Here is a 13,274-nt window from a genome sequence, read left to right on the forward strand (position 1 = left end):
ATACAAACATCGTGAGGGGTTTACTGATGAAAAGACGTTCGTTGCTCAAGGCTTTCGCGCTCTCTGCCTCTGTGGCCAGCATGGGCTTTGCCTTTGCGGCGCAGGCTGCTGACACCATCAAGGTCGGCATTATGTCCTCGCTCTCCGGCACCATGGCGATCTCCGAAACGCCGCTGAAGGATGTGGCGCTGATGACTATCGATGAGATCAACGCCAAAGGCGGCGTGCTGGGCAAAAAGCTGGAACCGGTGGTAGTCGATCCGGCCTCCAACTGGCCGCTGTTCGCTGAGAAAGCGCGTCAGCTGCTGACGCAGGACAAAGTGGCGGCGGTATTTGGTTGCTGGACCTCGGTATCGCGCAAATCGGTGCTGCCGGTGTTTGAGGAGCTGAACGGCCTGCTGTTCTATCCGGTGCAGTATGAAGGCGAAGAGATGTCACCGAACGTGTTCTACACCGGTGCCGCGCCGAACCAGCAGGCGATTCCGGCGGTGGAATACCTGATGAGTGAAGATGGCGGCAGCGCGAAACGCTTCTTCCTGCTGGGCACCGACTACGTCTATCCGCGCACCACCAACAAGATTCTGCGCGCCTTCCTGCATACCAAAGGGGTACAGGATAAAGACATCGAAGAGGTCTATACGCCATTTGGTTACAGCGATTATCAGACCATCGTCTCCAACATTAAGAAGTTCTCTGCCGGTGGCAAAACCGCGGTGATCTCCACCATCAACGGCGACTCCAACGTGCCGTTCTACAAAGAGCTGGCCAATCAGGGCATCAAAGCCACGGATATCCCGGTGATCGCCTTCTCCGTCGGCGAGGAAGAGTTGCGCGGCATTGATACCAAACCGCTGGTCGGTCAGCTAGCGGCGTGGAACTACTTCGAGTCGGTGGATAACCCAACTAACCAGAAGTTCGTCGCGGATTACCGCGCCTACGCTAAGGCGCACAACCTGCCGAACGCCAACACCGTGGTGACGAATGACCCGATGGAAGCGACCTACGTTGGCCTGCACATGTGGGCGCAGGCGGTAGAGAAAGCGGGCACCACCGATGTGGATAAAGTGCGCGCGGCGATGGCGGGACAGACCTTTAAAGCCCCGGACGGTTTCACCCTGACCATGGATAAAACCAACCATCACCTGCATAAGCCAGTGATGATTGGTGAAGTGGAAGAGAACGGTCAGTTCAACGTGGTGTGGCAGACCGAGCAACCGGTACGCGCCCAGCCGTGGAGCCCGTACATTGCGGGTAATGATAAGAAGCCGGACCATCCGGTGAAATCAACGCAGTAGGGGTTGTGCTGGCTGTCCCCCTCCTCGGTCCTCCCCCATGAATGGGGGAGGACGACGTTGCCCAATGCCAGCAATGAACATGCATGTGGCAGCGTCTCCTTCCCCCATTTATGGGGGAAGGCCGGGATGGGGGACAGCCACACCAATCCAAATCAAAACAACTTCTCACCATCAGGGCCAGAACCATGACAATCCGCCGTTATCTCTGCTGTCTGCTGTTACTGCTGCCCTGGCTCGCCCAGGCGGGCGATGGCGCAGACTTCGCGGCCGCCAGCCGCGCGCAACAAGCCACGCTGCTCCAGCAGTGGGCCGCCGCACCGCAGGCCAGTCGCTTGCCGCTGCTGCAGGCGCTGCGCAATGAAACCGTGGTCATCGACCAAAAACAGCAGCCGTTCAGCAAAAAAGGTGAAGCGTTGCAGCCGCTCGACAGCGCGCAACAGCCCGACGGCGACACCAAAAAGCTGTTCATGAACAACCGCCTGCGCGTATTGATTGCCAGCGCCCTCGCCGCCCATCAGCTGGTGAGCGATGATGCCGCGATCCGTTTACATGCCGCACAACAACTACAAAACGATGGCGTCGCCGATATGCTGCCTCTGATTGAGCAGCGTCTCGCGCTGGAAAAAGACACGAAAGTGCACGACGTACTGCTGATGGCAGCGGCCAACCTGCAACTCGCCAGCCCGGATGCGGCGCTGCGCCTTAAGGCTGTCAAACTGCTCGGCGAATCCAGCGATCCCAACATGCAGGCCAGCCTCACGCGCTTAACCCAGTCCAGCAATGAACCCGATGCCAGCGTGCGTGATGCCGCCGCCGCCAGCCTGAAGCAGATTAAACAGCGCCTGATGTGGGGCGATCTGCTCGGTCAGGCGTTTACCGGCCTGTCGCTCGGTTCGATTCTGCTGCTGGCCGCGCTTGGTCTGGCGATCACCTACGGCCTGCTGGGCGTAATCAACATGGCGCACGGCGAAATGCTGATGCTGGGTGCCTACGCCACCTGGTTTGTGCAAAGCCTGTTCCAGCAGTTCGCACCGCAGTGGCTGGCCTGGTATCCGCTGCTGGCGCTGCCGGTGGCCTTTCTGGTCACCGCCTGCATGGGCATGCTGCTGGAGCGCACCATCATCCGCCATCTGTACGGACGTCCGCTGGAAACGCTGCTCGCCACCTGGGGTATCAGCCTGATGATGATTCAACTGGTGCGCATGCTGTTTGGCGCGCAGAACCTGGAAGTGGCTAACCCAGGCTGGCTCTCCGGCGGGCTGCAGCTATTACCGAATCTGGTGCTGCCGTACAACCGTATCGCGGTGATCCTGTTCGTGTTTGCCGTGCTGGCCCTCACCTGGCTACTGCTGAATAAAACCCGTCTCGGCCTGAGCGTGCGCGCCGTGACGCAAAACCGCGCAATGGCCGACTGCTGCGGCGTGCCGACCGGACGTATCGATATGCTGGCGTTTGGCCTCGGTTCTGGCATCGCCGGACTCGGCGGCGTGGCGCTGTCGCAGCTCGGCAACGTCGGGCCGGAGCTCGGTCAGGGCTACATCATCGACTCCTTCCTCGTGGTGGTGCTGGGTGGCGTCGGCCAACTGGCGGGCACCGTGGTCGCGGCCTTTGGTCTTGGCATTCTTAACAAAGTGCTGGAGCCGCAGATTGGCGCGGTGCTGGGAAAAATCCTCATTCTCGTGCTGATCGTGCTGTTTATCCAGAAACGCCCGCAGGGCCTGTTTGCCTTCAAAGGGAGGGTGATTGACTGATGAGCCAGCCAATGACGTTAACTATTGCGCGCAAAGCGCCACGCCTGACGCTCAGCCTCGGCGTGGTGATCGCTGCGCTGCTGCTGGCGCTGCCGTTCTGCGCCCTGCTGCCCGCCCCCCATCCGCTGGCGATCTCCACCTACACGCTAACGCTGGTCGGCAAGATTCTCTGTTACGCCGTGGTCGCGGTGGCGCTCGATTTGGTGTGGGGTTACGCCGGGCTGCTGTCGCTCGGTCACGGCCTGTTCTTCGCGCTTGGCGGCTATGCGATGGGCATGTATTTGATGCGTCAGGCCTCCGGCGACGGCCTGCCCGCCTTCATGTCTTTTCTTTCATGGAGTGAGCTGCCGTGGTTTTGGGCGGGCACGCAACATTTTGCCTGGGCGCTGTGCCTGATCATGCTGGTGCCGGGTTTACTGGCGCTGGTGTTTGGCTTCTTCGCCTTCCGCTCGAAAATCAAAGGCGTTTACTTCTCAATCATGACGCAGGCGTTGACCTACGCTGGCATGCTGCTGTTTTTTCGCAACGAAACCGGCTTCGGCGGCAACAACGGCTTTACCGGCTTCACCACATTGCTCGGCTTTAACGTCACCGCTACCGGCACGCGTATTGGGCTGTTTGTCGCCACGGTGCTGCTGCTGCTGGTCAGCCTCGGCATTGGCTTCGCGCTGGCACGCAGCAAGTTTGGCCGCGTGTTGACCGCGGTGCGCGATGCGGAGAACCGCCTGATGTTCATCGGATACGATCCCAAAGGCTTCAAGCTGTTTGTCTGGACGCTGTCGGCGGTGCTGTGCGGGCTGGCGGGCGCGCTCTACGTGCCGCAGGTTGGCATTATCAACCCCAGCGAAATGTCGCCAACCAACTCGATTGAAGCGGCGATATGGGTGGCGCTGGGCGGACGCGGCACGCTGATTGGTCCGCTGCTTGGTGCCGCCATCGTTAACGGAGCCAAAAGCTGGTTCACCGTCGCCTTCCCGGAATATTGGCTGTTTTTCCTTGGCCTGATGTTTATCCTGGTCACGCTGTTCCTGCCGCGTGGCGTGATTGGCCTGCTGCGCCGGAGGCGTGATGACTGAACAACTGTTTACCCAACCTCATCCCTCGGATCGCTATCGTGAACAAAGCGATCCGGTATTGCAGCTGGAGAAGATCAACGTGTCGTTCGACGGCTTTCGCGCGCTCACCGATCTCTCACTGAAGATCGGCGTGGGCGAACTACGCTGTGTGATCGGCCCCAACGGCGCGGGAAAAACCACGCTGATGGATGTGATCACCGGTAAAACCCGGCCGGATAATGGCCAGGTGATCTACGACCAGGATACCGATCTCAGCAAAATGTCGCCGGTGGAGATCGCGCGCGCCGGTATTGGGCGCAAGTTCCAGAAACCCACGGTATTCGAAGCGCTGACGGTATTTGAGAATCTGGAAATCGCGCTGAAAAACGACAAATCGGTGTGGGCCAGCCTGCGCGCGCGGTTGAACAGCGAGCAGCAGGATCGCATTGATGAGGTGCTAAAACTGCTGCGGCTGGGCGGCGAACGTCAGCGCAAAGCCGGTTTGCTGTCGCACGGTCAGAAGCAGTTTCTGGAAATCGGCATGCTGCTGGTGCAGGACCCGCATCTGCTGCTGCTGGATGAACCGGCAGCGGGCATGACCGATGCTGAAACCGAGTACACCGCCGAGCTGTTTCGCAGCCTCGCCGGTAAGCATTCGCTGATGGTGGTCGAGCACGACATGGGCTTTGTTGAAACCATTGCCGATCACGTCACCGTGCTGCATCAGGGCCAGGTGCTGGCCGAGGGATCGTTACGCGAAGTGCAGGCGGACGATCGGGTTATCGACGTTTATCTGGGGCGTTAACATGCTGCAAGTCGCGGAACTGAATCAATATTACGGCGGCAGCCACATTCTGCGTGGCTTGTCGTTTGAGGCTAAACCGGGTGAAATTACCTGCCTGCTGGGACGCAACGGCGTGGGTAAAACCACGTTGCTGAAATGTTTGATGGGGCTGATTCCGGCCAAATCCGGCGAAATCCGCTGGCAGGATAAAGTGATCAACAACCGCAAGCCGCATCAGCGCGTGCAGGCCGGTATCGCTTATGTGCCGCAGGGGCGCGAGATTTTCCCGCGTCTGACGGTGGAAGAGAATCTGCTGATGGGGCTGGCACGGTTTTCTGGCGCACAGGCCAAAGCGGTGCCGGAGGAGATCTATCAACTGTTTCCGGTGCTGCGTGAGATGAAAGCGCGCCGCGGCGGCGACCTGTCGGGCGGACAACAGCAGCAATTAGCGATTGGCCGCGCCCTCGCCTGTTCACCAAAGCTGTTGATCCTCGATGAGCCAACCGAAGGGATCCAGCCGTCGGTGATCAAGGAGATCGGGGCGGTGATCCGCCAGCTGGCGCAGCGCGGTGATATGGCGATCCTGCTCGTCGAGCAGTTTTATGATTTCGCCGCCGAACTGGCCGACAGCTATTTGGTGATGTCACGCGGCGAGATCGTGCAGCGCGGCGCCGGATCCGCCATGGAAGCCGAGGGCGTACGCGGATTAGTGGCGATTTAGTTGCACCATTTCTTCGTAGGGTGTGCAGTTATGCGCAGCTGGAAACCAGGTCGCCATAAATGACGACCCTATAAAATCCCGGTCTCAACGCTGAAGTGACGCTGCTCGCCGGGAGCCAGCTCAATCAGCGTGCCGGCGCGCTGTGCGGCTTTGAAACCCTCCGGGCGGCAGGTTGACGGCAGCACATAGGCGGCGACCTGCTGATCGCGGTTATGCAGCATCCAGCGCGTGGCGTGCGGGAATTGCTGGCTGGAGAAGCGCGTCATCAGGGCAAACCCTTGCGGTGAGTGCAGCTCGAACTGCATCTCATCACCGTACTGCTGGAGATCGTCGGCGAAAAACACGATCTCCGGATCGCACATCTGCGGCTGATCCAACTGTTGAAACGCCTGCGGATCGCGCGCCAGTTGATCGGTATATGCGCGCCACTGCGGGGTAGGTTTGACGTGCGCCGGGATCGAACTGCGCAGCTGGAACGCATCGGTCGGAATTGACTGCTGGAAACGCCCTCGATCCAGCCAGGCGCTGTTCAAATGACACATATACTGCAGCGGCATCGGCGCGCCTGCCAGGTTAGTGACGTTCATCTCAATGTGCAGGCGCGCAGCATTGGCCTCAAGGCGCACCGCCGGTGCGGCAAGATAGTGATGGCCAAAGCCCTTCACATATTCGGTTTCGCCCTCCAGCGACAGGCGATCGTCCTCCAGCACCATCCATGCGCTGTCCATGCGCGCGCAGGCCATTTCGCCATGCAGCGGATGATCGTCATCCTCTGCCGGACAGCCGTTGGCCAGCAGCCCGGAGTGGAAAGCGAAACAGCCGTAGGTATCAATGATCGAACTGCCGGGCAGCGGCTGCTTAAAGCTGTGGCTCATGGTCAGCGAATGGCCGTCAAAGTTAGCGTCCCACACCATCTGACCGTAAAACGGCAGTACGATCACCGTGCCGCGTGGATTGCTGATGCGTACCGCTTCCACGCCTGCGGGATAGCGAAACAGCTCGACGTGGAACGTCTCGTTGCGCAGCAGCGTGGCTGGCGTTTCATGAAACTGCTCACGACGTAACGGTAAACGGGTTTTCATGGCATCTCCTCAACTAAACGACCGGCTGCTTCTGCCTGTTTTTTATGACGCAGCTCGCCCCAGAAGAAGTAACCCACCCAGGCGAAGCACAGCAGCGAAACGCCGAACGCCAGCTGCATCGATCCCAGATGATCGGAGACGAAGCCCTGAATCGCAGGAATAAAGGCAGCACCGACAATCGACATCACGATAAACGCGCCCGCCACTTCGGTGTATTTGTTATCGACGGTCGCCAGCGTTCCAGCGTAGATCGTCGCCCAGCACGGACCAAACAGCGCACTGACCAGGATGGCGGCATAGACAGCGGTAAAGTTCGGCACAAACATCACATACGCCAGCGCCAGAACACCCAGCAGCGAGTAGGCAATCAACACTTTTTCCGCACGGAAGCGCGTCATCAGGACGTTGGCGATAAATTTACCGATAAAGAAGCCGATGAAGCTGTAAATCATAAAGTTAGAGGCATGGCGCTCATTGACCGCGCCGAGCGTCAGCGCCAGACGAATGGTGAACGACCATACCGCCACCTGCATGCCGACATACAAGAACTGCGCCACAATGCCGCGTTTGAAGTGACGATTCGCCGCCAGGTAGCGGAAAGTCTCGCCGAGCGACGGCAACGATTTTTCACTGCTTTCCGGTTTGCAGCGCGGATAGCGGGTGAACAGAAACAGCAGCATCACTACCACCAGCACCATCACCAGATATTTGTAGGGTTCCAGCGTATGCTCCAGCATGGTGAGACGGAACGCATGCGCCTGTTCCGCATTCATGCCGGCCAGCTGACTTTCCAGACTGTCGCCCTCCTGAAACACCAGATATTTGCCCAGCACGATGCCCATCAGTGCGCCCACCGGATAGAAGGTCTGGCTGATATTCAGGCGCAGCGTGGCGTGATCGCGATGACCAATCATCGAGCTGTAGGTGTTGGCGGCGGTTTCGAGGAAGCTCAAACCGATAGCGATGGCGAAAATCGCTGCCAGGAACATGGTGTAGGTTGCCATGTGCGACGCGGGATAGAACAGCACGCAGCCCACGATATACAGCGCCAGGCCCAATAAAATCGCCAGTTTATAGGTGGCTTTACGGATCACCAGCGAGGCCGGAATAGCAATCAGGAAGTAGCCGCCGTAGAACGCGCTCTGCACCAGCGCGCTGGCGAAATCGCTTAACGCGAACACGCTTTTGAACTGGGTGATCAGGATGTCGTTTAGACTCGCCGCACAGCCCCACAACGGGAACAGGCACGAGAGCAAAATGAACTGGAACAGCGGCGTTTTATTCAGATAGCCATCAGATTGCTGAACAATGTTCGGTTGCATAACTCGACCTCAGTGAACGTTGAGAAAACGCTGGAAGGTTTCCGCGTCGGGATAGGAGCGCTGCGTGCCGCGACCGGTCACGCTGCAGGCGGCATAAGCCGAGGCTTGCGCCATCGCGGCCGGGATATCGCCGCTTTTCACCAACTCGTGGGCGAAGCAGCCGATAAAGGCATCGCCCGCGCCGCTGGTATCCACCGCTTTTACCGCGGTGGGGGCAACCTGATGCACGCTGTCGCCAGACATCCACAGCGAACCGCGCCCGCCCAGCGTGATGATCAGGTTTTTCAGCCCGCGTTTGAGCAGCGATTGCCCCGCCAGCTTCACCTCTTCATCCGTGGTGACCGGCATGCCGGTGAGGATCTCCAGCTCGGTTTCATTCGGCATGAAAAAGTCGCATTTGCAGGCGTAGTCGATATTGAGATCCGCCACCGCCGGTGCCGGATTGAGGATCACTTTGATGTCATGCTGACGGGCAAAATCAATGGCGTAATAAACGGTCTCCAGCGGGATCTCCAGCTGCAGGATGATCAACTGGCAGCTTTTCAACGCGTCAGCGGCGGCATCGATATCGGCTGGCTTCAACTGTTGGTTGGCACCTTTGATAATCAGAATGCGGTTCTGCGACTGATCGTCGACGAAGATAGGTGCCACGCCGCTGGAGGTGCCTGGCGCGGTGGTGACGAAGCGGGTATCAACGCCTTGCTGCTGCAGATTGGCCACGGTATTCGGCGCGAACAGATCGTCGCCGACTTTACTCACCATCATCACGCTGCCGCCCATCTTCGCTGCTGCCACAGCCTGATTGGCACCTTTACCCCCGCAGCCGATGGCAAAATCGGGTGCTTCCAGCGTTTCGCCCGCTTTAGGCAGCTGATTGGTATAGGTAATGAGGTCCACCATATTTGACCCAATAACCGCAATATCCATTGTTTTCTCCCGGTGAATTTTTAACTTTATAATGTTATTAAAATAACAATATCAGGTTAATAAAGTTAATTGTGTGATAAATTTCACACCTCGACATCCTGATAAAAAGCCGATAAACAGCCATTAATTGGTAGAAATGAATGTTATTATTCTAACAATGGAACAACATTGAGAATCAGAGCGAAGCGGCTTGAGAGCAACACGTTGGCGGCATTGCATGAGGTTTGCGGGCCGATCTCATTACAGGTAAGATTGAAAACTGGCCTGCTGGATACGTCGCAAATCATTAAAATATGTGAGATTTATCGTGATTTTTGACCAGGCCACTTCGACTTCAGGATTAATTACGCAGAGATGATCATGGAAACCCGGCGCGACGAACGTATTCACAAGTTGGCTCAGGCGCTGAAACGCACCGATAAACTGCACCTGAAAGACGCGGCGCAGCTGCTGGGTGTGTCGGAAATGACCATTCGCCGCGATCTCACCGAACCGGCTTCAACCGTGGTGCTGCTGGGCGGCTATATCGTCAGCGATCCGAAAAGCCACGCCGGACACTATTTCATCTCCGATCAGCACGGTCAGAACGCCGCACGCAAACAGCGCCTGGCGCAGGCTGCTGCGGATCTGATCAGTGAAAATGACACGGTATTTTTTGATTGCGGCACCACGCTGCCGTACATCGTAGATGCGATTCCTGACACCTTGCCGTTCACCGCCATCTGCTGCGCGATGAACACTTTCCTGGCGTTGAAAGAGAAACCGGCCTGCAACGTGATCCTGAGCGGCGGTGAGTTCCACGCCGATAACGCGCTGTTCACGCCGATTGGCGCGCATTCGATCCTCGACGATCTCTGCCCGACGCTGGCGTTTATTTCAGCGGCAGGTATCGATCAGGAACAGGGCGCCACCTGCTACAACATTAACGAGCTGGCGATGAAGCACCACGCGATGCTGCGCGCACGTCAGCGCGTGCTGGTGGCGGACAGCAGTAAATTTGGCAAAGTGCTGCCCGCGCGTATCGGTGAATTGCGCCGTTTTGATTTGCTGGTCAGCGATAGCGCACCGGAACCGGCGCTGAAGAGCTGGCTGGCACAACAGAATATTCCGCTGCGATTGCCTAAAGCTTAGAATTCCTCTGTTTCTATTACCGGGAAACAAAACCAGACCCTAAATACTTCGTGTTGCAGGAAGGCGGCAAGTGGGTTCATCCCCAGGAGCATACATTAGTATGTGACTGGGGTGGACACACGCAGCCAACGCACCTGCAGCGCGAAGTATGACGGGTATGAATAAAGGGTGAAAACAGCTAAACTTCTGTACCTAAAGTTCATAACTCACAGACCAAAAGGCTCAATACAACGTGGCTCAATTCGTCTATAGCATGCATCGCGTCGGCAAGGTCGTTCCGCCGAAGCGTCACATCCTGAAGAATATTTCTCTTAGCTTCTTCCCTGGAGCAAAAATCGGTGTACTCGGCCTGAACGGCTCGGGTAAATCGACGCTGCTGCGCATCATGGCCGGTATCGATACCGATATCGAAGGGGAAGCACGCCCACAGCCGGGCATCAATGTGGGTTATCTGCCGCAGGAACCGCAGTTGAACCCGGAGCACACCGTGCGTGAATCCGTTGAAGAAGCGGTTTCAGAAGTGGTGGGCGCGCTGAAGCGCCTCGACGAAGTGTATGCGCTGTATGCCGATCCCGATGCGGATTTCGACAAGCTGGCCGCTGAACAGGGCCGTCTGGAAGAAGTGATCCAGGCGCACGATGGTCACAGCCTCGATACCCAGCTGAACCGTGCCGCCGACGCGATGCGTCTGCCAGACTGGGACGCCAAAATCGCTACCCTTTCCGGTGGTGAGCGCCGCCGCGTTGCGCTGTGCCGTCTGCTGCTGGAAAAGCCAGACATGCTGCTGCTCGATGAACCGACCAACCACCTGGATGCCGAATCCGTGGCGTGGCTCGAGCGCTTCCTGCACGACTTCGAAGGCACCGTTGTGGCGATCACGCATGACCGTTACTTCCTGGATAACGTGGCTGGCTGGATTCTGGAACTGGACCGCGGTGAAGGTATTCCGTGGGAAGGTAACTACTCTTCCTGGCTGGAGCAAAAAGATCAGCGTCTGGCGCAGGAAGCTTCTTCTGAAGCGGCGCGTCGCAAATCTATCGAGAAAGAGCTGGAGTGGGTGCGTCAAGGCGCGAAAGGCCGTCAGTCGAAGGGCAAAGCCCGTCTGGCACGCTTTGAAGAGCTGAACAACACCGATTACCAGAAGCGTAACGAAACCAACGAACTCTTCATTCCACCTGGCGCTCGCCTCGGCGACAAAGTGCTGGAAGTGACCAACCTGAAGAAATCGTATGGCGATCGCGTGCTGATCGACGATCTGACCTTCTCTGTACCGAAAGGTGCAATTGTTGGCATCATCGGTCCGAACGGCGCGGGTAAATCTACGCTGTTCCGCATGATGTCAGGTCAGGAGCAACCGGATTCCGGCACCATCGAGCTGGGCGAAACCGTCAAGCTGGCGTCAGTTGATCAGTTCCGTGACGCGATGGACAATTCCAAAACCGTGTTTGAAGAAGTGTCTGGCGGTCAGGACATTATGCGCGTTGGCAACACCGAGATGCCAAGCCGTGCTTACGTTGGTCGCTTCAACTTCAAAGGCACCGATCAGGGCAAACGCGTGGGCGAGTTGTCAGGTGGTGAGCGCGGTCGTCTGCACCTCGCCAAGCTGCTGCAAGTCGGCGGCAACCTGCTGCTGCTTGATGAACCAACCAACGACCTCGACATCGAAACTCTGCGCGCGCTGGAAAACGCCCTGCTGGAATTCCCAGGCTGTGCCATGGTGATCTCGCATGACCGTTGGTTCCTGGACCGTATCGCCACCCACATCATCGATTATCAGGATGAAGGCAAGGTGGAGTTCTTCGAAGGTAACTTTACCGAGTACGAAGAGTACAAGAAACGCACCCTCGGCGCCGACGCGCTCGAGCCGAAGCGTATCAAGTACAAGCGTATGACGAAGTAAGTCTGTTGCTGTGAAAAAGGCGCCATTAGGCGCCTTTTTTATGGCTGAATCAGCTGCCCAGCATCTGCTTTACTAACTCGACACAACGCAGGAAGCGCGTGTCATAGTCATCTTCTTTAACGTGCACAAACTCGATATTGTTTTCACGCAGCATGGTGATCAGCATGGTCTGGAACTCGCGACGATCCATTGAGCTGCCGAGGCTGCGCAATCCATCCGCCACCCAGGGCACGTTGTTTTCCAGCAAAATCACCAGGTCGAAACGGTACTCATCAATCAACGCCTGCACAAACGGATGCTCGCGACCTTCGTACTTGAGGCAAAACGCCTGCGTAGTGATGAAATCGGTATCGATAAAGGCGACTTTACTGGCGTACTTCACTGCGAAGTCGATGTACTGGGCCTGACCGAGCGCGATTTTGTCGTAGTCGGAATATTGCAGCGCCATTTCGTCGCCACCGAGGTGTGAGAAGACATAATCACGGCCATATTCCCATGCGCTGGTGGTGTTGAAGATGTTCGCCAGCTTGTTCACCAGCGTTGATTTGCCGCTCGACTCGCCGCCCAGCACCGCCACGGTGCGCACGAAGAACGGCTTCACTTCGGTCGGAATATATTCCCAGTAGCGGAATGGATCCTGACGAATCTGGCCGCCGCTAATGTTCATAAAGGATCGATTGGGATCGATCACCACCGCCGGAATGCCGAGGTGCTGCTCATACATCGCGGCATCCGGTTCTTCACTGGTGTAGATACAATTCGGCTCAATGCCCTGCTCAGCCAGAAAGGTTTTGACGCCGCCGCTCCACACATCCCAGCCGTGCGGATAAGGTTCAATGCCCTCTTCGTCAAACGAATGGATGCGGATATTTTTCTGGTATTTGAAGGTTTGCAGCAACCAGCGTAGTCGATCGCTGATGGTCGGCTGCTGCGACATGGCGCTGTTTTCAAACAGTTCACGATCGCGCGGCTCGTCGTGGCCCATGATGATATGCAGCTCATCCACCTGACTGCAGGCGCGCTGGATTAAATAGATGTGGCCGGTATGCAGCGGATAAAATTTCCCGAACACCACGCCAACGGTTTTATCGCGGCGCGGAAATTCCAGGCCAAGAAAACGGTGCAGCGCTTCCAGCTTCTGCGCACTCGGGCTTTTAATTTTGGCGTTGAGCAGCTGGCTTAAGTAGCCTTTGGTCATTCCGCTGGCGTCGGCAACCTGCTGCAGCGTGTGGCCTTGCTGGCGAATGGCTGTTTTCAGGTAGTCAAACGATGACATTTAGTGCCTCCTGCGTGGAATAAAGGGCGG

11 protein-coding genes are annotated in these 13,274 nt (G+C 57.4%); 7 read left to right on the plus strand and 4 right to left on the minus strand.

The features are described 5' to 3' along the window. Positions 1-26 precede the first annotated feature (26 nt). From urtA to urtE, 5 genes are all read left to right on the plus strand, one after another. Positions 27-1,295 (plus strand): urea ABC transporter substrate-binding protein, encoded by a 1,269-nt coding sequence (gene urtA, locus K5Y30_RS11945; protein ID WP_110867492.1) that lies wholly within the window; start codon positions 27-29, stop codon positions 1,293-1,295. 185 nt (positions 1,296-1,480) lie between these two features. Beyond that, complete coding sequence (urtB, locus tag K5Y30_RS11950) at positions 1,481-3,046, plus strand: urea ABC transporter permease subunit UrtB (RefSeq protein ID WP_222211533.1); 1,566 nt, start codon at positions 1,481-1,483, stop codon at positions 3,044-3,046. Next, on the plus strand, positions 3,046-4,122 hold the full coding sequence (urtC, locus tag K5Y30_RS11955) for an urea ABC transporter permease subunit UrtC (RefSeq protein WP_210080896.1): 1,077 nt from the start codon (positions 3,046-3,048) through the stop codon (positions 4,120-4,122). The genes urtB and urtC overlap by 1 nt, the downstream gene beginning before the upstream one ends. Continuing rightward, entirely contained in the window at positions 4,115-4,906 is a 792-nt protein-coding gene (urtD, locus tag K5Y30_RS11960) for an urea ABC transporter ATP-binding protein UrtD (RefSeq protein WP_101762173.1), read from the plus strand. Before urtC ends, urtD begins: the two co-directional genes overlap by 8 nt. Position 4,907: 1 nt before the next feature. Then, positions 4,908-5,606 carry an urea ABC transporter ATP-binding subunit UrtE gene (gene urtE / locus K5Y30_RS11965; protein ID WP_222211535.1) on the plus strand — a complete coding sequence of 233 codons (699 nt, stop codon included), beginning with the start codon at positions 4,908-4,910 and terminating at the stop codon, positions 5,604-5,606. Positions 5,607-5,674: 68 nt separating this feature from the next. Here urtE and K5Y30_RS11970 read toward each other — a convergent pair whose 3' ends face one another. Genes K5Y30_RS11970 through rbsK form a run of 3 tightly spaced genes read right to left on the minus strand, consistent with a single transcriptional unit; the run spans position 5,675 to position 8,937 of the window. After that, complete coding sequence (locus tag K5Y30_RS11970; RefSeq protein WP_222211537.1) at positions 5,675-6,688, minus strand: aldose 1-epimerase family protein; 1,014 nt, start codon at positions 6,686-6,688, stop codon at positions 5,675-5,677. Further along, positions 6,685-8,010, minus strand: a complete 1,326-nt coding sequence (fucP, locus tag K5Y30_RS11975) for an L-fucose:H+ symporter permease (protein WP_222211539.1) — start codon at positions 8,008-8,010, stop codon at positions 6,685-6,687. The genes K5Y30_RS11970 and fucP overlap by 4 nt, the downstream gene beginning before the upstream one ends. A 9-nt stretch (positions 8,011-8,019) precedes the next feature. Continuing rightward, positions 8,020-8,937, minus strand: coding sequence for a ribokinase (gene rbsK / locus K5Y30_RS11980; RefSeq protein WP_222185227.1), 918 nt, complete (start codon positions 8,935-8,937; stop codon positions 8,020-8,022). A 360-nt stretch (positions 8,938-9,297) separates the two neighbouring features. Between rbsK and deoR the strand changes: the two genes are divergently transcribed. Together deoR and ettA are read left to right on the plus strand one after the other, a co-directional pair. Beyond that, positions 9,298-10,068, plus strand: coding sequence for a DNA-binding transcriptional repressor DeoR (deoR, locus tag K5Y30_RS11985; RefSeq protein ID WP_101762370.1), 771 nt, complete (start codon positions 9,298-9,300; stop codon positions 10,066-10,068). A 232-nt stretch (positions 10,069-10,300) separates the two neighbouring features. Beyond that, positions 10,301-11,968: an energy-dependent translational throttle protein EttA gene (gene ettA / locus K5Y30_RS11990; protein WP_222211541.1), complete on the plus strand. Its 1,668-nt coding sequence runs from the start codon at positions 10,301-10,303 to the stop codon at positions 11,966-11,968. A 49-nt stretch (positions 11,969-12,017) separates the two neighbouring features. Here the strand turns inward: ettA and nadR are convergent, their stop codons facing one another. After that, the gene (gene nadR, locus K5Y30_RS11995; RefSeq protein WP_110867484.1) at positions 12,018-13,244 is read right to left on the minus strand and encodes a multifunctional transcriptional regulator/nicotinamide-nucleotide adenylyltransferase/ribosylnicotinamide kinase NadR; all 1,227 of its coding nucleotides are present in this window, start codon (positions 13,242-13,244) and stop codon (positions 12,018-12,020) included. Positions 13,245-13,274: the final 30 nt, after the last annotated feature.

Origin of the sequence: Pantoea sp. DY-5, assembly GCF_019795955.1 — a bacterium.
GTDB classification, from domain to species: Bacteria; Pseudomonadota; Gammaproteobacteria; order Enterobacterales; family Enterobacteriaceae; genus Pantoea; species Pantoea leporis.

Bases quoted from the DNA above. Each gene is read 5' to 3' on its own strand.
- urtA (WP_110867492.1), top strand. From the start codon at position 27: ATGAAAAGACGTTCGTTGCTCAAGGCTTTCGCGCTCTCTGCCTCTGTG.
- urtB (WP_222211533.1), top strand. From the start codon at position 1,481: ATGACAATCCGCCGTTATCTCTGCTGTCTGCTGTTACTGCTGCCCTGG.
- urtC (WP_210080896.1), top strand. From the start codon at position 3,046: ATGAGCCAGCCAATGACGTTAACTATTGCGCGCAAAGCGCCACGCCTG.
- urtD (WP_101762173.1), top strand. From the start codon at position 4,115: ATGACTGAACAACTGTTTACCCAACCTCATCCCTCGGATCGCTATCGT.
- urtE (WP_222211535.1), top strand. From the start codon at position 4,908: ATGCTGCAAGTCGCGGAACTGAATCAATATTACGGCGGCAGCCACATT.
- K5Y30_RS11970 (WP_222211537.1), bottom strand. From the start codon at position 6,688: ATGAAAACCCGTTTACCGTTACGTCGTGAGCAGTTTCATGAAACGCCA.
- fucP (WP_222211539.1), bottom strand. From the start codon at position 8,010: ATGCAACCGAACATTGTTCAGCAATCTGATGGCTATCTGAATAAAACG.
- rbsK (WP_222185227.1), bottom strand. From the start codon at position 8,937: ATGGATATTGCGGTTATTGGGTCAAATATGGTGGACCTCATTACCTAT.
- deoR (WP_101762370.1), top strand. From the start codon at position 9,298: ATGGAAACCCGGCGCGACGAACGTATTCACAAGTTGGCTCAGGCGCTG.
- nadR (WP_110867484.1), bottom strand. From the start codon at position 13,244: ATGTCATCGTTTGACTACCTGAAAACAGCCATTCGCCAGCAAGGCCAC.